This is a genomic window from Saccharothrix carnea, assembly GCF_003014735.1.
GTDB lineage: Bacteria > Actinomycetota > Actinomycetes > Mycobacteriales > Pseudonocardiaceae > Actinosynnema > Actinosynnema carneum.
Genome location: NZ_PYAX01000006.1, coordinates 415,119 through 435,936, shown reverse-complemented (window position 1 = coordinate 435,936; position 20,818 = coordinate 415,119). Strand labels below are relative to the sequence as shown.

General features: G+C 71.9%; 22 protein-coding genes. 14 read left to right on the top strand and 8 right to left on the bottom strand.

The genetic code is table 11. The annotated features are described in order from the left end of the window. Positions 1 to 131: 131 nt before the first annotated feature. Positions 132 to 1,133, top strand: a complete 1,002-nt coding sequence (locus B0I31_RS20205; protein WP_106616909.1) for an aldo/keto reductase — start codon at positions 132 to 134, stop codon at positions 1,131 to 1,133. Positions 1,134 to 1,155: 22 nt separating this feature from the next. Here B0I31_RS20205 and B0I31_RS20200 read toward each other — a convergent pair whose 3' ends face one another. Continuing rightward, positions 1,156 to 2,148, bottom strand: coding sequence for an ADP-ribosylglycohydrolase family protein (locus B0I31_RS20200; protein ID WP_106616908.1), 993 nt, complete (start codon positions 2,146 to 2,148; stop codon positions 1,156 to 1,158). A 68-nt stretch (positions 2,149 to 2,216) separates the two neighbouring features. On the opposite strand from B0I31_RS20200, the gene cds1 reads away from it, so the two are divergent. Together cds1 and B0I31_RS20190 are read left to right on the top strand one after the other, a co-directional pair. Then, the gene (gene cds1, locus B0I31_RS20195; protein ID WP_106616907.1) at positions 2,217 to 3,266 is read left to right on the top strand and encodes an L-cysteine desulfhydrase Cds1; all 1,050 of its coding nucleotides are present in this window, start codon (positions 2,217 to 2,219) and stop codon (positions 3,264 to 3,266) included. Between the two features lie 74 nt (positions 3,267 to 3,340). Then, a complete protein-coding gene (locus tag B0I31_RS20190; protein WP_106616906.1) occupies positions 3,341 to 3,739 on the top strand; it encodes a hypothetical protein in 399 nt (132 codons plus the stop codon). Here the strand turns inward: B0I31_RS20190 and B0I31_RS20185 are convergent. The 5 genes from B0I31_RS20185 to B0I31_RS20165 all read right to left on the bottom strand — a co-directional run bounded on the left by B0I31_RS20185 (position 3,720) and on the right by B0I31_RS20165 (position 8,684). Beyond that, complete coding sequence (locus B0I31_RS20185) at positions 3,720 to 4,379, bottom strand: hypothetical protein (protein ID WP_106616905.1); 660 nt, start codon at positions 4,377 to 4,379, stop codon at positions 3,720 to 3,722. The two genes, B0I31_RS20190 and B0I31_RS20185, sit on opposite strands and share 20 nt — an antisense overlap. A gap of 74 nt (positions 4,380 to 4,453) precedes the next feature. Further along, complete coding sequence (locus B0I31_RS20180) at positions 4,454 to 5,326, bottom strand: 1,4-dihydroxy-2-naphthoate polyprenyltransferase (RefSeq protein ID WP_106616904.1); 873 nt, start codon at positions 5,324 to 5,326, stop codon at positions 4,454 to 4,456. A 54-nt stretch (positions 5,327 to 5,380) separates the two neighbouring features. Then, positions 5,381 to 6,577, bottom strand: a complete 1,197-nt coding sequence (locus B0I31_RS20175; protein ID WP_106616903.1) for a hypothetical protein — start codon at positions 6,575 to 6,577, stop codon at positions 5,381 to 5,383. 131 nt (positions 6,578 to 6,708) lie between these two features. Beyond that, on the bottom strand, positions 6,709 to 7,770 hold the full coding sequence (gene menE / locus B0I31_RS20170; RefSeq protein WP_106617065.1) for an o-succinylbenzoate--CoA ligase: 1,062 nt from the start codon (positions 7,768 to 7,770) through the stop codon (positions 6,709 to 6,711). A 2-nt stretch (positions 7,771 to 7,772) separates the two neighbouring features. Then, positions 7,773 to 8,684: a 1,4-dihydroxy-2-naphthoyl-CoA synthase gene (locus B0I31_RS20165; RefSeq protein WP_106616902.1), complete on the bottom strand. Its 912-nt coding sequence runs from the start codon at positions 8,682 to 8,684 to the stop codon at positions 7,773 to 7,775. Positions 8,685 to 8,780: 96 nt separating this feature from the next. On the opposite strand from B0I31_RS20165, the gene menD reads away from it, so the two are divergent. The 3 genes from menD to B0I31_RS20150 all read left to right on the top strand — a co-directional run bounded on the left by menD (position 8,781) and on the right by B0I31_RS20150 (position 12,547). Then, a complete protein-coding gene (menD, locus tag B0I31_RS20160) occupies positions 8,781 to 10,406 on the top strand; it encodes a 2-succinyl-5-enolpyruvyl-6-hydroxy-3-cyclohexene-1-carboxylic-acid synthase (protein ID WP_106616901.1) in 1,626 nt (541 codons plus the stop codon). A gap of 55 nt (positions 10,407 to 10,461) precedes the next feature. Then, positions 10,462 to 11,958, top strand: a complete 1,497-nt coding sequence (locus B0I31_RS20155; RefSeq protein WP_106616900.1) for a M1 family metallopeptidase — start codon at positions 10,462 to 10,464, stop codon at positions 11,956 to 11,958. 394 nt (positions 11,959 to 12,352) lie between these two features. After that, positions 12,353 to 12,547, top strand: coding sequence for a DUF397 domain-containing protein (locus B0I31_RS20150; RefSeq protein WP_106617064.1), 195 nt, complete (start codon positions 12,353 to 12,355; stop codon positions 12,545 to 12,547). Between the two features lie 5 nt (positions 12,548 to 12,552). On the opposite strand, the gene B0I31_RS20145 is transcribed toward B0I31_RS20150, so the two are convergent. Continuing rightward, positions 12,553 to 13,782 carry an isochorismate synthase gene (locus B0I31_RS20145; protein WP_106616899.1) on the bottom strand — a complete coding sequence of 410 codons (1,230 nt, stop codon included), beginning with the start codon at positions 13,780 to 13,782 and terminating at the stop codon, positions 12,553 to 12,555. 12 nt (positions 13,783 to 13,794) lie between these two features. Between B0I31_RS20145 and B0I31_RS20140 the strand changes: the two genes are divergently transcribed. From B0I31_RS20140 to B0I31_RS20110, 7 genes are read left to right on the top strand one after another with little or no spacing between them, the layout of a single operon-like run. Then, positions 13,795 to 14,307: a DUF3592 domain-containing protein gene (locus tag B0I31_RS20140; RefSeq protein ID WP_106616898.1), complete on the top strand. Its 513-nt coding sequence runs from the start codon at positions 13,795 to 13,797 to the stop codon at positions 14,305 to 14,307. Between the two features lie 41 nt (positions 14,308 to 14,348). Beyond that, entirely contained in the window at positions 14,349 to 15,281 is a 933-nt protein-coding gene (gene paaA / locus B0I31_RS20135) for a 1,2-phenylacetyl-CoA epoxidase subunit PaaA (RefSeq protein WP_106616897.1), read from the top strand. Beyond that, on the top strand, positions 15,278 to 15,562 hold the full coding sequence (paaB, locus tag B0I31_RS20130; RefSeq protein WP_106616896.1) for a 1,2-phenylacetyl-CoA epoxidase subunit PaaB: 285 nt from the start codon (positions 15,278 to 15,280) through the stop codon (positions 15,560 to 15,562). Before paaA ends, paaB begins: the two co-directional genes overlap by 4 nt. Next, a complete protein-coding gene (paaC, locus tag B0I31_RS20125; RefSeq protein WP_106616895.1) occupies positions 15,559 to 16,449 on the top strand; it encodes a 1,2-phenylacetyl-CoA epoxidase subunit PaaC in 891 nt (296 codons plus the stop codon). Before paaB ends, paaC begins: the two co-directional genes overlap by 4 nt. Continuing rightward, complete coding sequence (paaD, locus tag B0I31_RS20120; RefSeq protein WP_106617063.1) at positions 16,446 to 16,937, top strand: 1,2-phenylacetyl-CoA epoxidase subunit PaaD; 492 nt, start codon at positions 16,446 to 16,448, stop codon at positions 16,935 to 16,937. Before paaC ends, paaD begins: the two co-directional genes overlap by 4 nt. After that, positions 16,937 to 17,971, top strand: coding sequence for a 1,2-phenylacetyl-CoA epoxidase subunit PaaE (gene paaE / locus B0I31_RS20115; RefSeq protein ID WP_106616894.1), 1,035 nt, complete (start codon positions 16,937 to 16,939; stop codon positions 17,969 to 17,971). Before paaD ends, paaE begins: the two co-directional genes overlap by 1 nt. A gap of 18 nt (positions 17,972 to 17,989) precedes the next feature. Beyond that, on the top strand, positions 17,990 to 18,616 hold the full coding sequence (locus B0I31_RS20110; RefSeq protein WP_106616893.1) for a hypothetical protein: 627 nt from the start codon (positions 17,990 to 17,992) through the stop codon (positions 18,614 to 18,616). A gap of 117 nt (positions 18,617 to 18,733) precedes the next feature. Here the strand turns inward: B0I31_RS20110 and B0I31_RS20105 are convergent, their stop codons facing one another. Then, a complete protein-coding gene (locus B0I31_RS20105; protein ID WP_106616892.1) occupies positions 18,734 to 19,558 on the bottom strand; it encodes an inositol monophosphatase family protein in 825 nt (274 codons plus the stop codon). Positions 19,559 to 19,702: 144 nt separating this feature from the next. Here B0I31_RS20105 and B0I31_RS20100 point away from each other — a divergent pair, with 144 nt between their 5' ends. Beyond that, a complete protein-coding gene (locus B0I31_RS20100; RefSeq protein ID WP_219910746.1) occupies positions 19,703 to 20,806 on the top strand; it encodes a glycosyltransferase family 4 protein in 1,104 nt (367 codons plus the stop codon). The last annotated feature ends 12 nt before the right edge of the window (positions 20,807 to 20,818 follow it).

Sequence of the window (20,818 nt, the reverse complement as noted above, 5' to 3'; positions counted from 1 at the left end):
CCTCTAGCCTACCTATGTAGGTTAAGGCGTGTCCAGGCTCCTGTCCCGGCTCGCCCAGCGGCGGATCGGCGCGGGATCTCCGCGGCGAATTGGCCCGGTCCCCGGCCGCGACCGTGCCTACTGTTCGACCCATGCAACGACGATTCCTCGGGAGCACGGGCCTCGAGGTCAGCGAACTCGCGCTCGGCACCATGACGTTCGGCAGCCAGACCGACGAGCCGACCGCCCACCGGATCCTCGGCGAGTTCACCGCCGCCGGGGGCACCTTCATCGACACCGCCGACACCTACCAGTTCGGCGGTTCGGAGCGGATCATCGGCAGCTGGCTGCGCTCGCACGACCGCGACGACCTGGTGATCGCCACCAAGGCGTACGGGGAGATGGCCGCCGGCGCACCGGTGAACGGCGCCGGCCGCAAGCACCTGGTGCGGGCCGTCGAGGCGAGTCTCCGCCGGCTCGGCACCGACTACATCGACCTGTACCAGATCCACGTCTTCGACGACGCCACCCCGATCGAGGAGACGCTGTCCACCCTCGACCGACTGGTCACCAGCGGCAAGGTGCGCTTCGTCGGTGCCAGCAACTACACCGGGTGGCAGTTGCAGAAGTCGATCGACCTGGCCCGACAGCACGGGTGGGAGCCGTTCGTCAGCCTGCAACCGCTCTACAACCTGCTCGAACGCGACGCGGAACTCGAACTGCTGCCGATCTGCCGCAACGAGGGCCTCGGCCTGATCCCGTGGAGCCCGCTCGGCGGCGGGTGGCTGACCGGCAAGTACACCCGGGAGATGACCGAGGCACCGGCAGGCACCAGGCTGGGTGACCGGCGGCAGTCGGTGCACGACGACGCGAGCGAGGGCACCTGGCAGGTCGTGGAGGCGGTCTCGGCCGTCGCCGCCGAGGTCGGGAGGACGCCGTCCCAGGTCGCCCTGCGCTGGCTGCTCCAGCAACCCGGGGTGACCGGTCCGATCATCGGGGTCCGGACGCCGGACCAGCTCCAGGACAACCTCGGTGCCGCCGGCTGGTCACTCGACGACGCCCACGTGGAGCGGCTGACCGAGGTCAGCAGCCGGCCGTTGCCCTATCCGTACGCCTTGCAGCGCCTTCCCCAGTTCGTGAGGCGTTCCCGCTGATCGCGGGCGGCGGCCCGTCCGGTCACCGCTCGAACGCGCTCACCGCGTCGTCGGCGAGGCGCTCCACCACGTCCCGCAGCTCCAGCGTCTCCAGCCAGTGCGCCGGGATGGCCTCGACACCGTCCCGCGCGCCCAGCAGGTTGCCGCACAGCGCACCGGTCGAGTCGCTGTCCCCGGAGTGGTTGACCGCGAGCAGCAGCCCGTCCGCGAGGTCGCGCGCGGCCAGCGCGGTCAGCACCGCGATCGCCAACGCCTCCTCGCCGACCCACCCGCCGCCCAACGTCGTCTCGATCACCTCGGGCGTCGGCCGCACGCCGCCCACGCCCAGCTCCACGGCGAGGTCGAGCAGGGCCAGCTGCTCCTCGTGCCCGTCCCACCGGATCAGCTCGGCGCGGGCCTGCTCGATCGCGGCGGGCAGCGCCACGCCCGCCAGCACCTGCTGCACCAGCACGGCCAGCACGCCCGCCGACAGGTAGCCGCTGGGGTGGCCGTGGGTCAGCGCGCCGGTCGCGGCGGCCAGGTCGAACACCTCGCGCACGTCGTCGGACCACAACGCCACCGGTGCCGCCCGCATCACCGCGCCGCAGCCCTTGGAGTCGTTGATCGGGGTGTCCACCGTGCCGAGCACGCCCGAGCGCAACGCGGTCAGGCACGTGTTGCCGGGCGCGCGCCGGTCGTGCAGCTCGGGCACGTCCAGCAGCCACCCGTCCGGCGTGACCTCCGGTCCGCCCTGCGTGCGCAGCCACCGCGCGTACGCCACGCGCACCTCGTGCACCGGGTCGCTGCCGCGCTTGCGGGCCAACAGCAGGCCCTCCAAGGTGAACAGGGTCATCTGGGTGTCGTCGGTGATCGCGCCGAGCCTGCCGTAGGCGGGCGCGTAGTCGGTGAGGCCCGCAGGCCCGAACCGGCCCCGGATGCGGTCGATCCGGTCGAACTCGATCGAACCGCCGAGCGCGTCGCCGACGGCGCCGGCGAGGAGGCTGCCGCGGAACGAGCCGCTCAGAAGTGAGTTCACGTCGCAGAAGTTATCGTGCCGGCGTGACCTCTTCGGTAGACCGATGTAGTTCCCGGACCCGGGAATGGGTGTGCGAGGCCGTCCGCATCATCGAAGCGGACGCCAACCGCAGCGCCGACACGCACCTGCTGCACTTCCCGCTCCCACCGGAGTGGGGCATCGACCTGTACCTGAAGGACGAGTCGACCCACCCCACCGGCTCGCTCAAGCACCGGCTCGCGCGATCGCTGTTCCTGTACGCCATCTGCAACGGCTGGGTCGTCGGCGGCACGCCGGTGATCGAGGCGTCGTCCGGCTCGACCGCCGTGTCGGAGGCGTACTTCGCGCGGCTGCTCGGGTTGCCGTTCATCGCGGTGATGCCCCGGTCGACCAGCCAGGAGAAGGTGGCGCTGATCGAGCGCCAGGGCGGACGGTGCCACTTCGTGGACGAGCCGGGCGCGATCTACGACGAGTCGCGGCGGCTGGCGGCGGAGCTGGGCGGGCACTTCATGGACCAGTTCACGCACGCCGAGCGGGCCACGGACTGGCGCGGCAACAACAACATCGCCGAGTCGGTGTTCCAGCAGATGGCGCTGGAGGCGGCGCCCGAGCCGGAGTGGGTCGTGGTCGGCGCGGGCACCGGCGGCACGAGCGCCACCATCGGCCGCTACATCCACTACCGCAAGCTGCACACCCGGCTGGCCGTGGTCGACCCGGAGCACTCGGTGTTCTTCGACGCGTGGCGCGACCGGGACCCGTCGCTGACCGGCACGCGGGGCTCGCGCATCGAGGGCATCGGCCGGCCGCGGGTGGAGCCGTCGTTCATCCCCGACGTGATCGACCGGATGTACAAGGTGCCGGACGCGGCGTCGGTGGCCACGATCCGGCACGTCGAGGACGTGCTGGGCCGGCGGGTCGGCGGGTCGACCGGCACGAACCTGTGGGGCGCGTTCCAGCTGATCGCGGAGATGCGGGCGTCGCGGCTGCGCGGGAGCGTGGTGACGTTGCTGTGCGACGGCGGCGAGCGCTACGGGCACACGTACTACGACGACGACTGGGTGGCCGCGCAGGGCATGGACCTGGCGCCGCACCGGGCCACGCTGGAGAGGTTCCGGTCGACCGGTATGTGGGGTCGGTGAATCCTGATTTCATGGGAACGCGCGGCGCGTGCGGTGCGTCGCAGCGGGGATCGGCGCGTGGGAAGGGGTGTGCGGTGAGCGCGTGGCGGACGGCGGAGGTGCTCACGGCGGAGGACGTGCTGGCCAGGTCGGTAGCCGACGCCGACAAGGCGATGCGCGAGGCGGCCAAGCTGCGCTACCCGCAGCGCGAGCCGTCCGCCGACGACGTGCGGCGGGTGATGCAGTACGCGAAGTCGAACGCGGCCTCGCCGGAACTGCAGGCGTTGCAGCGCCGGATCGCGGGCGGCTACCTGAGCTGGCGCCAAGTCCTCATGGGCGAAGCCGCCGCCGACCGCGGCGTGCGGGCGGCACTGGAAGCGGACCGCGAAGCCCTCTCCGCCCTGTGCCGCGGCGAGGAGCCACGCGTGGACCCACCAAAGCCCCGGCCACGTGACGACGACGAGCCGATCTCGTTCACCGAGGACGCCTGGTGAGCACCACGAGCCCCGTCGCGAGCACGCCGAGGGCGCCGAGGGCGACCACACCCGCGCAGCCGAGCAGGATCACCGTCGGCACGGTGGTCCAGCCCGCGCTGTCGGCCGGGACGGGGCGGATCCAGCCGGCGGGGTCCACGAGGACCGTGATCGGGTCGCCCTTCTCCGTCCCGTCCGGTGGAGGGCTCGCCAGCGGCCCGAGGTTGTCACCGGTGGCGCGGTCGTCGACGTAGTACCACCGCTTCACCACGCCGCCGGACTCGCCGTTGAACTCCACGACGGACGAGAAGACGGCCTCGGTCCGCTCACCGAAGTGCGCGTGGTAGATGTTGGCGCCGGAGAAGTTCAGGACGCCGCTCGCGACGACGAGCGCGCCGCACCCGATGAAGAAGAACGCCATGAGCGCCTTGGTGATCGGGCCTTCCCCGGAGGTTCGCCCCAGGCCTTCCTCGGATGCCGTCCCCACCACGGCCCCGATCACCAGCAGCACCAGCACGACGGGGATGCCGAGGAACGCCAGCAGGGCTCCACCCGCATCGAGGAGCATCCACCCGGCGAGCGTCACGAGCGCCGCCAGCCAGCACACCGCCAGCACGACCACGCCCGCGCACAGCGATCCGAACCGCCCCAGCCCGCCCACCCGACCGTTCTACCGCTTCGGGCAGGCGTCGGGATCCCGGTTGTCCCACATCGGCCACGAACGGCCGAAGGGCCTCAGCCCAGTACCAGCGCGACGGGCACGGCGATGCCCCACACCAGCATCGCCAGGCCCGTGTCGCGCAGCACGGGGATCAGGTCGCGGCCCTTGCTGCCGTTCACCACGCGCCGCGCGCCGAGGATCACCAGCGGCAGCGCCAGGAAACCGATGAGCGCCAGCGGCACGCGCAGGCCGATCACCAGCGTGATCAGGAACGGGATCGTGACCAGGGCCAGGTACAGCCGCCGCGAGTCGCGGTCGCCGAGGGTCGACGCCAGGGTCCGCTTGCCCGCCTGGAGGTCGGTCGGGATGTCGCGCAGGCTGTTCGCGATCATCACACCGGTCGAGAACGTGCCCATCGCGACGGCGCCGCCGATGCCGATCCCGGTGACCTCACCGGTCAGCACGTACAGCGTGCCGAGCACCGCCGCCGGCCCGAAGAACACGAACACGGCCAGCTCGCCCAGCCCCGCGTACCCGTACGGCTTGCGGCCACCGGTGTAGAACCACGCCGCCGCGATGCACACCGCGCCGAACGCCACCATCCAGTACCGGCCGGACAGCACCACCAGCACCAGGCCCGCCACCGCGGCCACGCCCAGCGCCGCGAACGCCGCCGCGCGCACCGACCCCGGGTCGGCCGCACCCGAGCCGACCAGCCGGAACGGGCCGACGCGGTTCGCGTCCGTTCCCCGGATGCCGTCCGAGTAGTCGTTGGCGTAGTTCACGCCGACCTGCAGCGCCACCGACACCACGAGCGCCAGGACGGCCCAGACGAGGGTGAAGCCGTCGATGTGGTGCGCGGCGCCCGCGCCGACCAGCACCGGCGCGATCGAGTTCGGCAGCGTGCGGGGGCGGGTCCCCGATACCCACTGGGCGACTGTGGCCATGTCGGACATCCTCCGACATGGGGCACGGGGACCCGCTCCCGGGTGGCCGCGTGATCAGCAGGTGGTGGCGCCCGACACGCCGGACACGTACGCCCGCGCGACGTACTTGCCCGCCGCGATCCGGTACCAGATGTTCGACGTGCCCTGCGAGCCCGTCACCGACTGGCCGGTGACCTGGCACTCGACCCGCACCTGCGCGTAGTTCGCGGCCAGGCCGACCTGGGAGGCGGTCGACGTCGCGCCGCTGCGCACGTTCAGCGGGTCGCCCGCGGTCCGGACGAACCCGGCCGGGCCCGAACCGGTCCACTGGTAGGTCACGGTGACCCAGGCGTTGTCGGTCAGCTTCAGGCCGTCCCAGAACGTCCCGTCGGCCAGGTCGATGCCCGCCGGGTTGGCCACCGTGCGGCCGAACTGGTCCTTGCCGCCGTTGTAGCCGTCCTGGTAGGCGGCCTGCGCCTCGGGCTTGCCCTGCGGCAGGTCCTTCCACATCTCCCGGGTGGACGACGGGTTCCAGTAGTCGTCCTTGGTGTTCCACGGGCCGACGTCCCACACCGGCGCCCACTCGCACCGGCCGTTGGACGCGCACACCCGCACGCTGTACGTGCCGGTGCCCTTGGCGGACAGGCCGCGCCGCGACGGCAGGGCGACGAAGTGGTCGCGGGCGACGATCACGTGCCCGTTCGCGGTGGTGCCGCCGACCAGGCCCTCGCGGGTCGCGAAGATCCGGTAGGACAGGCCCGCGGCCTGCGCGCCGACGTCCGACGACGCGGGCGCGGTGAACGCCCGGAGGTCGAGCCCGCTCACCTCGGGCGAGGCCTTCTCCGCCGTCAGCGCCAACCGGACCTGCACGGTGGTGACCGAGGTCGGCAGCACGGCGGGCGCGTCGGGCCGCGCCTCGACCCACTCGGTCCACTGCTCGTCGCCCAACGCGCCGCGCACGTCGACGGCGACTTCGGCGCCTGCCGGGACGGCGCTCTTCACGGTCGCGGCGACGGCGTTGACCGGCGCGTCGAACGTGCGCGGGTCGAGCTGCAGGAACCCGGTGCGGACGGCGGCCCGCGCGCTGGCGGGCGTCGGTGCGGCGCGGTCGAGCCGGATGGTGCCGTGGTGGGAGGTGACGCCGTTGTCGTCGGCGTCCACGGTGGTGAGGTCGGCCGTCCACTCGCGGTCACCCTGGGCGGCGGCGGGTGCCACCAGACCGGCGGTCAGGACGGTGGCGACGGCGAGCGGTATCAGGTAGCGCCTGGTCATCGCAGCACTCCTCGTCCGGACGCGGCGGTGCGGAGGTGACCGCAGCAGGGCCGCTCGCGTCTCGGCGCTGCCGAGCCAATCGCCTGGCGTGGTTAGCTGTCAACCAACAAGGTCGCTAATAAGACAGAAACTCACCCAAACGAGCTAGCGACCGCCTTCCGATCCACCTTGCCCGGTCCGCGCAAGGGCAGTTCCGTCACGAACACGACCCGCTTCGGCATGGCGAACCGCCCCACCACCTCGCCGACCGCCGCGCACAGCTCGTCCGCGTCGGGCGGGTCACCAGGATCTTCGGGCACCACGGCCGCGGCCACCACTTGACCCCACTCCTGATCGGCCAGCCCCACCACGCACGCCTCCCGCACACCGGGCTGCGCCGTGAGCGCGCGTTCGACCCGGGAGGGCGCGATGTTCTCGCCACCGCTGATGATCACGTCGTCGGCACGCCCCAGCACCTCCAGCGTCCCGTCGTCCCGGATGCGCCCCAGGTCACCGGTGCGGAACCACTCGCCGAACGGCTCGCCGCCCCGGTAGCCCAGCGCCAGCACGGGCCCGCCGACCTCGATCCGGCCGTCATCCAGCCGCACGCGCACGCCGTCCAGCGGCAGCCCGTCGTAGACGCACCCACCGGACGTCTCGCTCATGCCGTACGTGGTGACGACCCGCACCCCGAGCCGCCGCGCCCGTTCCAGCACGGCGGGCGGGGTGGCCGCGCCGCCGATCAGCACGGCGTCGAACTGCCGCACCGCGGCCAGCCCCGGGCCTTCGGTGGCGACCAGGCGGGCCAGCTGGGTCGGCACGAGCGCGGTGTAGTGCCGCCCCGGCTCGGCCAGCACCGGGCGGGCCGCCACGGCGAAGTCGGACGCGCGGAAACCGGGGGCGAGGTCCATCACACCCGGCTCGGTGCCCGCCACGACCGACCGCACCAGCACCTGGATGCCCGCGATGTGCGTGGTGGGCAGGGCGAGCAGCCACGTGCCGGGCCCGCCGAGGCGGGCGTGGGTCAGCTCGGCGGACGTGGTGAGGGCGTCCGCGCCGAGCAGCACGGTCTTCGGCTCGCCCGTGGAGCCCGACGTCGTGACCGCGAGCGCGGCCGCGGTCTCCCAGCCCCGCAACGGCGGGTGGTCGCCGTCCTGGGCCGCCATCACGCCTTGGCCGCTCAACGCGGCACGCACCTGGTCGAGGGTGATCATCATCAGTAGTAGTAGGGGTAGTCGGACCAGTTCGGCGGGCGCTTCTCCAGGAAGGCGTCCCGGCCCTCCACCGCCTCGTCGGTCATGTACGCCAGGCGCGTGGTCTCGCCCGCGAAGATCTGCTGCCCGACCAGGCCGTCGTCGATCAGGTTGAACGCGTACTTCAGCATCCGCTGCGCGGTCGGCGACTTGCCGTTGATCTCCTTGGCCCACTCCAGCGCCGTCGACTCCAGCTCGGCGTGCGGCACGACCGCGTTCACCGCGCCCATCTTGTGCATGTCGTCGGCGGTGTAGGCGCGGCCGAGGAAGAAGATCTCGCGGGCGAACTTCTGGCCGACCTGCCTGGCCAGGTACGCCGAGCCGTAGCCGCCGTCGAAGCTGCCGACGTCGGCGTCGGTCTGCTTGAACCTGGCGTGCTCGGCGCTGGCCAGCGTGAGGTCGCACACCACGTGCAGGCTGTGCCCGCCACCGGCCGCCCACCCCGGGACGACCGCGATCACGACCTTCGGCATGAACCGGATCAGGCGCTGGCACTCCAGGATGTGCAGCCTGCCCGCCCGTGCCGGGTCGATCGTCTCCGCCGTCTCACCCGACGCGTACTGGTAGCCGCTGCGGCCGCGGATGCGCTGGTCACCGCCCGAGCAGAACGCCCAGCCGCCGTCGCGCGGCGACGGGCCGTTGCCGGTGAGCAGGACGCAGCCGACGTCCGAGCTCATCCGGGCGTGGTCCAGCGCGCGGTACAGCTCGTCGACCGTGTGCGGCCGGAACGCGTTGCGCACCTCGGGCCGGTCGAACGCGATGCGCACCGTGCCCTGGTCGACCGCGCGGTGGTAGGTGATGTCGGTGAAGTCGAACCCCTCGACCTGCTTCCAGCGGGTGGGGTCGAACAGCTCGGAAACGTCCTGATCTGCCACGGCTAGGGACAATAGGCCCGCGCGGCGGCTGAGAGCGGGCCCGGTCCGGCTCAGCGCGTGGAATCACCTGGTCGCGGGCTGAGCGACAATGTCGGGGTGAACCCGTCCACCGCGCAGGCCAGGGTGCTCGTCGACGAGCTGATCCGCAACGACGTCCGGCACGTCGTGCTCAGCCCCGGATCGCGCAACGCCCCGCTGTCGTTCGCCCTGTCCGAGGCGGCGGCGGCCGGACGCCTCACCCTGCACGTCCGCGTCGACGAGCGGACCGCCGGTTTCCTCGCCCTCGGCCTGGCCAAGGGCAGCGGCGAGGTCACCGCCGTCACCTGCACGTCCGGCACCGCCGTGGCGAACCTGCACCCGGCGGTGCTGGAGGCCAGGCACTCGGGAGTGCCGGTGATCGCGGTCACCGCCGACCGCCCGGTCGAGCTCTACCGCACTGGCGCCAGCCAGACCGTGGACCAGCAGCGCATCTTCGGCACGGACACCCTCCAGTTCCCCATCGCCGAACGCCGGGGCAACCAGAACGGCCTGTGGCGCTCCCTGGTGTGCCGCGCCGTCGCCACCGCGCGCGAGCAGGGCCCGGTGCACGTCAACGTGCCGTTCCGCGAGCCGTTGGTGCCGGACGGTCGGCCCGACGACTGGCCGGAGAGCCTCGACGGCCGTCCGTTCGACATGCCGTGGACCCGCACGGCCTACCGCACGACCACCTCGACGCACGCCGCCGACCACCTCGGCCCGCGCACCCTGGTGATCGTCGGCGACACCGACCACGACGTCTCCGACCTGGCCGAACGCGCCGGCTGGCCGGTGATCGCGGAGCCGACCGGGCACGGCCTGCGCCACGGCACGCTGCTGCTCAACGCGGGCGACCTGCCCGAGCACCTCAAGCCGCGGTCGCTGGTGGTCGTCGGCCGCGCCACGCTCTCCCGGGGTGTGCTCAAGCTCATCGCGCAGACCCCGGTCGTCCACGTGCTGTCCGACGAGCTCGACTGGCCGGACCCGCAGTTCACCGCCACGCACACGTCCACCGACCTGGTGCTGGGCGAGCACGACGTGGACGACGACTGGCTCACCGCCTGGCAGCACGCGGACAAGGCGGTCGCCGACGTGGTGGACGACCTGCTGGCGAAGCAGCCGTGGCCGACCGGCCTGCACGTGGCCCGTGACCTGGTGGCCGCGCTGCCGCCGGGCGCGACCCTGTTCCTGGGCTCGTCCAACCCGGTGCGCGACGTCGACCTGGTCGCCGCGCCGCGCCGTGACGTGCGCACGTACGCCAACCGGGGCGTGGCGGGCATCGACGGCAGCGTCTCCACGGCCGCCGGCATCGCGTTGACCGAGGGCCCGACCTACGCGCTGATCGGCGACCTGACGTTCCTGCACGACGCGAACGGCCTGCTCATCGGCCCCGGCGAGCCGCGACCCGACCTGACGGTCGTCGTGCTCAACGACGACGGCGGAGGCATCTTCGCGTTGCTGGAGCAGGGCGCGAAGGAGCACGAGCAGATCTTCGAACGCGTTTTCGGCACGCCGCACGGCGTGGACCTGAAGGCGCTGTGCGCGGCGCACCACGTGCCGCACACCGAGGCGCGCACGCCGGACGAGCTGCGGCAGGCGCTCGACCCGCCGAGCGGAATCCGCGTGGTGGAGGTCCGGGCGCAACGGCACGAACTGCGTGATCTGCACGCCAGGTTGAAGGCCGCCGTCTCGACGTCATTCCACTAGGCGAATCCTACTGTCGGGGGTACAGCCCGCCGTGGGCCGGGACTAGCTTCGCCGCATGTCCCTGAGAGCGAAGCTGACCCTCGGTACCGCCGCCGCGGCGTCCCTGCTCCTGCTCGCCGGCACGGCGACGGCGGCCCAGCCCGGAGCGCCGGGCATCGGCGACCCGTACTACCCGAACGCGGGCAACGGCGGGTACGACGTCGCCCACTACGACATCAGGCTCAACTACCAGCCGGCCACCGACAACCTGTCCGGCACCACCACGATCCTGGCCAGGACCACCCAGGACCTGAGCCGGTTCAACCTCGACTTCCTGCTGAAGGTCAGCTCGGTCCGGGTCAACAACAAGGTCGCCTCGTTCTCGCAGTCCGGCGGCGAACTCGTGGTCGACCCGCGCGGCACGCTGCGCAAGGGTTCCGACGTCACGGTCGTCGTCACCTACTCCGACGTGCCCTCCACGTACGCGGTGGACGGCTACACGTCGTGGAAGCGGACCCCGGACGGCGCGCTGGCGATCGACCAGCCCGACATCGCGCCGTGGTGGTTCCCGAGCAACAACCACCCGACCGACAAGGCGAAGTTCGACATCTCGGTGGCCGTGCCCACCGGCGTCGAGGTGATCTCCAACGGCACGTTCGGCGGCACGGCCCAGCAGATCAACGGCTGGACGCGCTGGCGCTACCGCAGCCTGCAGCCCATGGCGACGTACCTGGCGTTCATCGCGATCGGCCAGTTCGAGATCCGCCAGTCGACCGCGCCGAACGGCCAGCCGGTGCTCAACGCCTACTCGGAACGGCTCGGCGCGGACTACGGCGCGGCCGTGGCCAGCATCGAGCGCACGCCCGAGGTGACGGAGTTCCTGGAGTCGCAGTTCGGGCCTTACCCGTTCGAGGCGCAGGGCGGCGTGGCGACACCGGGCATCGGCTTCGCGCTGGAGAACCAGACCCGGTCGACCTACGACGCCGCGTTCTTCCGGCGCGGCTCGAACACCTACGTGGTGGCGCACGAGGTCGGCCACCAGTGGTTCGGCGACTCGGTGTCCGTGCAGGGGTGGCAGGACATCTGGCTGAACGAGGGCTTCGCCAGCTACGCCGAGTGGCTGTGGTCCGAGCACGTCGGCGAGGGCACGGCCCAGGAGAACTCGGACTACGTCTACGGCCTGTACCCGGCCGACAGCCCGTTCTGGCAGGTGCTGCCCGGTAATCCGGGCGCGGCCAACCAGTTCCACGGCGCCGTTTACGACCGGGGTGCGCTGACCGTGCACGCGCTGCGCGGCGAGATCGGCGACGAGGCGTTCTTCCGGCTGCTGCAGGAGTGGCCCGCCGCCAAGCGCAACGGCAACGCGTCGACCGACGAGTTCATCGCGTTCGCGGAGAAGCTGTCCGGCAAGCAGTTGGACGAACTGTTCCAGACTTGGCTGTTCACGCCGGGCAAGCCGGCCGTCGCGCCCGGTGCGGCGGGTTTCGCGGCGCGTGCGGCGACCGTGAGCGAGCCGAAGTCGTTCAAGAAGATCCACGAGACGCGCGAGCTGCTCGCGGGTCACCAGCACTGAGCAAGTCGAACGTCACACGCGGGGCCGCCCTCGACCCGGGGGCGGCCCCGCGTGCGTCAACTTTCAAGCCTCGCCTGATCGCAACCTGCGCAACGCCTCCGTGCTCATCCGGCTCAGGTTCTCCAGGCCCCGCTCGGTGAAGATCAGCTCCAGGGCGAACGAGCGCTTGCCGCCGAACTTGAACTGGGCCTCCCCTTCCTCCGTCCAACTCGCAGACGATGTCGCAGTCGTCGTCGACCTTCACCCACGCCTCGACATCGGTACCGCTTGCACTGATCACAGGCACCTCTAGACACGGCGAACCTGTTGCGGGCGTTCAGGAAACTCCAAGACCTCGCCTGTGGCCACGCGGATACGATCGAGTTGATCCACAGGCGGCTACTGGAGGGTGACCATGCCGGACTCACCGCGTGACATGGGCTGGTTCAAGAGCACCTACAGCGCCCCCGCCAGCGACGCGTGCGTGGAGTGCCGCATCACCGCCGACCGCGGTGTCGGTGTTCGTGACTCCAAGAACCCGGGCGCCGGCACGTTGTGGGTCGGCTCGGCCGCTTGGTCGGGGTTCGTGGCGGGCTTGGAAGCGCGATAACCCGGTTACCGGCCTTCGAGGGCTTCGCGAAAGGGCAGCATCTTGGCGTGCGCCTCGTGGACCTCGGAGTCCGGGTCGGATTCGGCGACCAGCCCGCAGCCGGCGAACAGGCGGGCGGTGCGGCCGTCGACCTGGGCGCAGCGCAGCGCGATGCCCAACTCCCCATCCCCGTTGCCGTCGATCCAGCCGACCGGACCGGCGTAGCGGCCCCGGTCCATGCCCTCCAGCTCCTCGATCATCGCGATGGCGTCCGCGCGAGGCGTGCCGCCCACGGCCGCCGTGGGGTGCAGGGCCTCGCCGAGCGCCAGCAACGACGGAGTGCCGCTGAGCGTGCCGATGACGTCGCTGGACAGGTGCGAGACGTTCGGCAGCCGCAGCACCGAGGGTCCGTCGACCGACATCGTGTCGCAGAACGGCCGCAGCGTCTCCACCAACGACGTCACCGCGTACTCGTGCTCGTCGCGGTTCTTGCCCGACGACAGCAGCGCGGCGGCCAGCTCGTCGTCGGACATCCCGTCGTGCGGCCACGTGGTGCCCGCGAGCACCCGTGAGTCGACCACGGACCCGCTGCGCCGCAGCAGCAGCTCGGGCGTGGCGCCGATCAGGCCGTCCACGGCGTACACCCAGCACTCGGGGTACCGACCGGCCAGGCCTTCGAGTACGAACCGGTGGTCGATGTCGGTGTCCGCGACCGCCAGCAGGTCGTGGGCCAGCACGACCTTGTCCAGCTCGCCGGCGCGCATCCGCTCGACCGCCGCGCGCACCGCCTCCCGGTACCCGGTGACGGACACCTGCCCGTCGCTGTAGCGGACCTCCGCCGGCCTGCGCACCGGCTCGACCCGGCGCTTGCCGCTGTCGCCGATCGTGGTCAGCCAGGCGTGCCCGTTGCGCCGGCCCATCACCACCTCCGGCACCACGAGCACCGAGTGGCCGGGCCGGTCGGAGAACGCCATGCTGACGAACGCCACCGGTCCGGTGCCCGGCACGCCGACCTCGTCCTCGACCTCGAGGTCCTCGGTGAACTCGCGCCACCAGCGGTCGGCGGCGGCGAACCGGTCCGGTCCCGACACCTCGAACCGGGCCGCCTCACCCCACCCGACCAGGCCCGTTCCGTCGCGCACCCAGCTCAGCGCACCGGTCGGCGCGGGCAGCCTGCCCAGCAGGTTGCCGCCCATGACGCGCCTGGTGTGCGCGCGCAGCCGTTGTCGGGTCCGCGAGACAGGAGCTGAGGTCACGGCGTCGAGGGTATGGACTCGTCGCTGAGATCCGGAGCGGAGGCCGCCCTAGACTCCTCAGTTGTGGTGGACGACGCAGTGCGGACAGGTGCCCGCCCGAGGGCTCGACTCCTGGTCAGCCGGTCGTTGGTGGTGTTCGGCGCGGTGGTGACGCTGATCGGCGTGATCCTGCTCGCGGCGTGCTGGCGCGACGACCTGATGATCGAGGAGCGGCTGGGCAAGGCGACCGCCGAGGTGGTGTCCGTCTCGTTCCAGCGCACGGTGGTGCGCTTCGCCACGCCGGACGGCGCCGTGCACAGCCCGTCGCAGGGCCTGCTGTACCCGGAAGGACTGGAGCCCGGTCAGCTCGTGCGCATCGAGTACGACACGGCCGACCCGGAGGTGGCGCGCGTCGCCGGGCGCACGGCCGTGCTCGCGCTGCTGCCGATCGGCACGTTCCTGCTCGCCGTGTGGGCGGTGCTGGTGCCGCTGGTCTGGCTCGTGCGGAGGGGTACGGCCAGAAGAAGCACGTCCAGCGGTTTGTGACAGTTCTGCCGTAAATCGGTCTCCAGGTGTAACATCGAGGCATGGACCTGGAGGCTCAGTTCGAGCGCACCGTCGCGGCCGAGCAGCGCGTCGAGCCACGTGACTGGATGCCCGACGGCTACCGGAAGACGTTGATCCGGCAGATCGCGCAGCACGCGCACTCCGAGATCATCGGCATGCAGCCCGAGGGCAACTGGATCAGCCGCGCGCCGTCGCTGCGCCGCAAGGCGATCCTGCTGGCCAAGGTCCAGGACGAGGCCGGGCACGGGCTGTACCTGTACGCCGCGACCGAGACGCTGGGCGCGGACCGGGGCGAGCTGACCGAGAAGCTGATCTCGGGCAGGCAGAAGTACTCCTCGATCTTCAACTACCCGACGCTGTCCTACGCCGACGTCGGCGTGATCGGCTGGCTCGTGGACGGCGCCGCGATCTGCAACCAGGTGCCGCTGTGCCGCACGTCCTACGGGCCGTACGCGCGGGCGATGATCCGGATCTGCAAGGAGGAGTCCTTCCACCAGCGGCAGGGCTACGAGCTGCTGCTGACGATGATGTCCGGCACCGACGCCCAGCGCGCCATGGTGCAGGAGTCGGTGAACCGCTGGTGGTGGCCGTCGCTGATGATGTTCGGCCCGCCGGACGCCGAGTCGTCCAACACCGAGCAGTCGATGAAGTGGCGGATCAAGCGCAACACCAACGACGAGCTGCGGCAGAAGTTCGTCGACATGACCGTGCCGCAGGCGCGGAAGCTGGGCGTGACGCTGCCGGACCCGGAGCTGAAGTGGAACCCCGAGCGCGGTCACCACGACTTCGGCCAGCCGGACTGGGACGAGTTCTGGCAGGTCGTCGGCGGCAACGGACCCACCAACAAGCAACGCGTCGAGCACCGTCGCAAGGCGCACGAGGACGGCGAGTGGGTCCGTGCCGCCGCCGCTGCGCACGCCGCCAAGCACACGGCTCGGGAGGGTGTGGCATGAGTTCGTCGTGGCCCTTGTGGGAAGTTTTCGTGCGCGGCAAGCGCGGGTTGAACCACGTGCACGTCGGGTCGCTGCACGCGCCGGACGCCGAGATGGCCGTCCGCAACGCGCGTGACGTCTACACCCGGCGCAACGAGGGCGTGTCGATCTGGGTGGTGCCCGCGGCGGCGATCACCGCGTCGTCGCCGGACGAGAAGGACCCGTTCTTCGAGCCGAGCGGGGACAAGGTCTACCGGCACCCGACGTTCTACGAGATCCCCGAGGACGTGCCGCACCTATGAGCTTCGATAACGCGTATGAAGCCCTGATCGACGGGCACGAGGACGCGCACTGGGCGTTCGGCACCGGGTTCTCCGAGGCGTTGGCCGGGGTGGACCGCGAGGTGCCCGCCGTCGACCGCGCCGACCTGACCGCGTACTGCCTGATGCTCGGTGACGACGCGCTGATCATGTCGCAGCGGTTGGCCGAGTGGTGCTCCCGCGCGCCGGAGCTGGAGGAGGACGTCGCGCTGGCCAACATCGCGCTCGACCTGCTCGGCCAGGCCCGCCTGCTGCTGACCCGGGCCGGCGAGGTCGAGGGCGCGGGGCGGGACGAGGACGCGCTGGCGTACCTGCGCGACGAGCGCGACTTCCGCAACGTGCACTTGGCGGAGATCGAGTGCGGGCCGTTCGCGGGCGGTGACTTCGGCACCACCACGGCCCGGCTGCTGGTGTTCTCGTCGTGGAAGGTCGCGCAGTACTCGCGGCTGCGGGCGAGTGCCGACCCGGTGCTGGCGGCCGTGGCGGAGAAGGGCTTGAAGGAGCTGGCCTACCACCGCGACCACGCGGCCCAGTGGGTCGTGCGGCTCGGTGACGGCACCGAGGAGTCCCACCGGCGGATGCAGGCGGGGCTGGAACGGGTGTGGCCGTTCCTGGCCGAGCTGTTCACCGCGCACGCCGTGGAGCTGCGGCTGGCCGGTGTCGCGGTCGACCCGGCCGAGCTGCGGTCCGAAGTGGACGGTGTGCTGGACGCGGTGCTGGCGGCGGGCGGGCTGACCAGGCCGACCGACGTGCCCGCGGCGCGGGTGAACGGGCTGGCGGGGCGCGACGGCGTGCACACGGAGGCGTTCGGCTACCTGCTGGCGGAGATGCAGCACCTGCACCGGTCGTTGCCGGGGGCGACGTGGTGAGCACCGCCCTGGAAGTCGCCGCGCGCGTCCGTGACCCGGAGCTGCCGGTGCTGACGCTGGCCGACCTCGGCGTGCTGCGGGACGTGACCGAGTCCGGCGGGCGGGTGTCGGTGACGATCACGCCCACCTACTCGGGGTGCCCGGCGCTCGACGAGATGGCCGCCGACCTGCGGCGATCGCTGCACGCGGCCGGGTACGCGGAGGTGGACGTGCGGCTGTCGCTGTCGCCCGCGTGGACCACCGACTGGATCAGCGAGGACGGGTTGCGCAAGCTGCGGGAGGCGGGCATCGCGCCGCCGTCCCGGCTGGGTCCGCGCGCGGTCGGTCCCGTGCCGTTGAACCTGACGCCGCCGTCGCAGCGGGTGCCGTGCCCCAGGTGCGGGTCGCCGCGCACGTCGGAGGTGTCGCGGTTCGGGTCCACGGCGTGCAAGGCGTTGCGCCGGTGCGCGGACTGCGCCGAGCCGTTCGAGCACGTGAAGGAGATCTGATGGCGCGGCCGGTGTTCCACAAGCTGACCGTCGCGTCGGTCGAGCGGCTGTGCTCGGACGCCGCCGCGGTGACGTTCGAGGTGCCGCCGTCGCTGGCCGCGGAGTTCGCGTTCGCGCCGGGGCAGTACCTGACCCTGCGCAACGGCGACGAGCGGCGGTCGTACTCGATCTGCGCGCCCGCCGGCGGTCCGCTGCGGATCGGGGTGCGGCGGGTGGAAGGCGGCCTGTTCTCCACGTGGCTGGTGGACCGGGCGCAGCGCGGTGACGTGCTGGAGGTCCTGCCGCCGCTGGGTGGCTTCACGCCGTCCGGCGGGTCGCACCACGGCCTGGTGGTCGCCGGTTCGGGCATCACGCCCGCGCTGTCGATCGCCGCGTCCGTGCTGGCCGGCGGGGCGCGGGTGACGATGCTGTACGGGAACCGGCGTGCGGACACGGTGATGTTCGCCGAGGAGCTGGCCGACCTGAAGGACCGGTACCCGGCGCGGTTCCAGCTCGTGCACGTGCTGTCGCGGGAGCCGCGGGACGTCGAGCTGTTCACCGGGCGGTTGGACGCGGCGAAGCTGCGGGCGTTGTTCTCGACCGTCGTGCCGTGGGCGGACGTGGACGCGTGGTGGCTGTGCGGGCCGTACGGGATGGTGCGTGACGCGGAGGACGTGCTGGGTTCCTTGGGCGTCGACCCTTCTGCCGTGCACCACGAGCTGTTCTACGTGGACGAGCCGCCGCCTCCACCGCGCCGTGCGGAGTCGTCCTCGGTCGCCTCTTCGGTCGCGACCGTGATCCTGGACGGCCGCAGCACGGAGGTGCCGCTGCCGGCGGACGTGCCGATCCTCGACGCGGCCCAACGGGTGCGCGCCGACCTGCCGTTCGCGTGCAAGGGCGGGGTGTGCGGCACGTGCCGTGCGCTGGTCACCTCCGGTGAGGTGGAGATGCGGCGGAACTACGCGCTGGAGCCGCGCGAGGTCGAGGCCGGCTTCGTGCTGACGTGCCAGTCGTTCGCCACGACCACCGCGGTTACCGTGGATTACGACGCCTGACCTGGCATATTGGGTGCCATGGGACGGTCGGCGCTGTGGGGACTTCTCATCGGCACCGCGCTGATGACGATCCTGATCATGTTCGGCTTGGCGGTGCCGTCCTCGGACGACGACGGCGACACGATGTGGGCCGCGGCCTTCGTCGCGTCCGGCATCGTCGGCGTGGTGATGGGCGGCATCCCCGGAACCCTGATCGGCCTGGTCGTCGGGGCCGTCCGCCGACGCCGCCCGGCAATCGCACCACCACCCATGCCGATGCCTTTCCCCCCGCCTCTCCCTCCGCCTCCGCTGAACGACCGCTGGTCGGCGATGGTGGGCCGCTGCGAACTGGCCGTGCGCCGGGTGCACGCGGCCGTGGCCACCGTCCCCGCGTCACCGGCGCGCGAGTGGCTGGAGCGCATCGCCGCCCGGTTCGCCGCCGAGCTGCCGGACGTCCGCCGGCTGGCCGACCTGGGCCGCGCCCTGGACGCCGACCACCAGCACCCGGTGACCGACCGCCTGTCCGCCGCGGTCCGCGACTTCACGTCGTTCGAGGACGAGGTGGGCCGAGCGGCCCTGCGCCTGCTGAACCAGACGACGCTCGACGCGGTCCGCACGGACCTGGAAGTCCTGGAACAGCAACTGCCGCACCTGGGCAGCCCTTAGGCCAAGTGGATCAATGGATTGGTCCTTTGGGATCATCCCGCCATGTGGCACGCCTTCCTGGCGTATCGGGCCTGGCGTGACCAACCATGCACAGACCACACTGATCTGCCAAACGGCCTAACGGGAGGTCGAAGCCTGCCACCAGGCCAGGACTTCCTCCGCCACCTCCGGCATGGCGACGAGCAGGCCGTCCACCGGCAGCGGGGCGTCTTCGCCTCTTCGGTCCAGCACGGCCGCGCCCGACTCGACCGCCAGGGCAACCGCGCCCGCCACGTCCCACTCGTGGTAGCTGTCGAGCACGGCCGCGGCGGCGTGGCCGAGGGCCACCTGGGCGACGGCCAGCGCCTTCGAGCCCAGCACCCGCACGCCCGTGCCCGCCACCGCGGCCCGGGAGATGAACTCGCCCATGCCCGGCCACGGCCCGGTCCGCGTCATCTCCGTGCACACGATCGAGCTCACCGCCTGGTCGCCCAGCCGCACCGGCGTGCCGTTCGCCCGCATGCCACGTCCCCGCGCGGCGGCGTAGATCTGGGCACGGTAGGGGTCCGCGACCACGCCGACGACCGGCCCCCACCGGTCGACCAGCGCGAGGCTGTACGCGCACCACGGCACGCCGGCGACGTAGTTCGCGGTCCCGTCGACCGGGTCGACGACCCAGCGGAACTCCGCGTCGCTCGCCACGTCCAGGTCGGTGTCCTCGCAGAACACCGGGATGTCCGGGAACTCCGCCATCAGCACCCGCCGCGTGTGCCGCTCCAACGTCCGGTCGGTGTCGGTCACCCAGTCGAACGGCGAGGCCTCGTCATCGGGTCGCGCACCGCGACCGGCCGTCGCCATGATCACGTCGGACGCGTCGTTGGCGAGTCGGCCCGCTATCTCCAGCGCGATCGACACCAGGCCGGGATCGACGGGCTGCGCGGGTCGGGACGACAAGACGGTCATGCCGACCTAGTGTCACCGCACAGAGTGACCGCGCCGCGTACTCCAGGTGAACCCGGGGACAACGTCAACCGCGACGCGAGGAGTTCGGCGGGCGTTCGCAGAGGTGTCACGCCGCCGTGTCCTTCGCACCGCATGGTGATCGGCGTGCGCGTAGCGATCGTTACCGAGAGCTTCCTGCCCCAGGTCAACGGGGTCACCAACTCCGTTCTGAGGGTCCTGGAACACCTGAAGGCGCACGGCCACCAAGCGCTGGTCGTGGCGCCCGGCGCGGGTGCCGACGACCACCGCGGCACGCCGGTCGTCCGGGTGCCCGCGGTGGACCTGCCGCGGTTCAGCTCGCTGCCGGTCGGCGTGCCGACGCGGAAGGTGCTGACCGCGTTGGCCGACTTCCGGCCGGACGTCGTGCACCTGGCGAGCCCGTTCGTGATGGGCGCGCGGGGCGTGTCGGCGGCCCGTCGGCTGGGCATCCCGACGGTCGCGGTCTACCAGACCGACATCGCCGGGTTCGCCGGTCACTACGGGCTCGGCCTCACCGCCCGCGCCGCCTGGCGGTGGACGCGTCGGCTGCACGCCCAGGCCGACCGCACGCTCGCGCCGTCGACGTGGGCGGTCGAAGCGCTACAGGAGCACGGCGTGCCGCGCGTGCACCGGTGGGGCCGGGGCGTGGACGTCGAGCTGTTCCACCCGTCCCGGCGGGACGACGCGTTGCGCGCCTCGCTCGCGCCGGACGGCGAGCTGCTCGTCGGGTACGTCGGCCGGTTGTCGCCGGAGAAGCGGGTCGATCGGCTGGGTGCGCTCGCCGACCTGCCCGGCGTGCGGCTGGTCGTGGTGGGCGAGGGACCGGAGGAGGCGCAGTTGCGGCGGGACCTGCCCGGTGCGGCGTTCCTCGGGTTCAAGAGCGGCAAGGACCTGGCGACGGCCTACGCGAGCTTGGACGTGTTCGTGCACACGGGGCCGCACGAGACGTTCTGCCAGGCCGTGCAGGAGGCGTTGGCCAGCGGTGTGCCGGTGATCGCGCCGGACGCGGGCGGGCCGCGTGACCTGGTGCAGCCGAACACCGGGTACCTGTTCTCGGACGACGCGCAGCTCAGACGTGCCGTGGTGGAGCTGGGCGACCCGCTGCGCCGTCGCCAGTTCGGGCAGGCGGCGCGGCGGTGGGTGCGCGGGCGCACCTGGTCGGCGGTGTGCGACGAGCTGCTCGGCCACTACGCGGACGTGCTGGACGTGCCGGAGCGTCGTGCGGCATGAGGATCGGGCTCG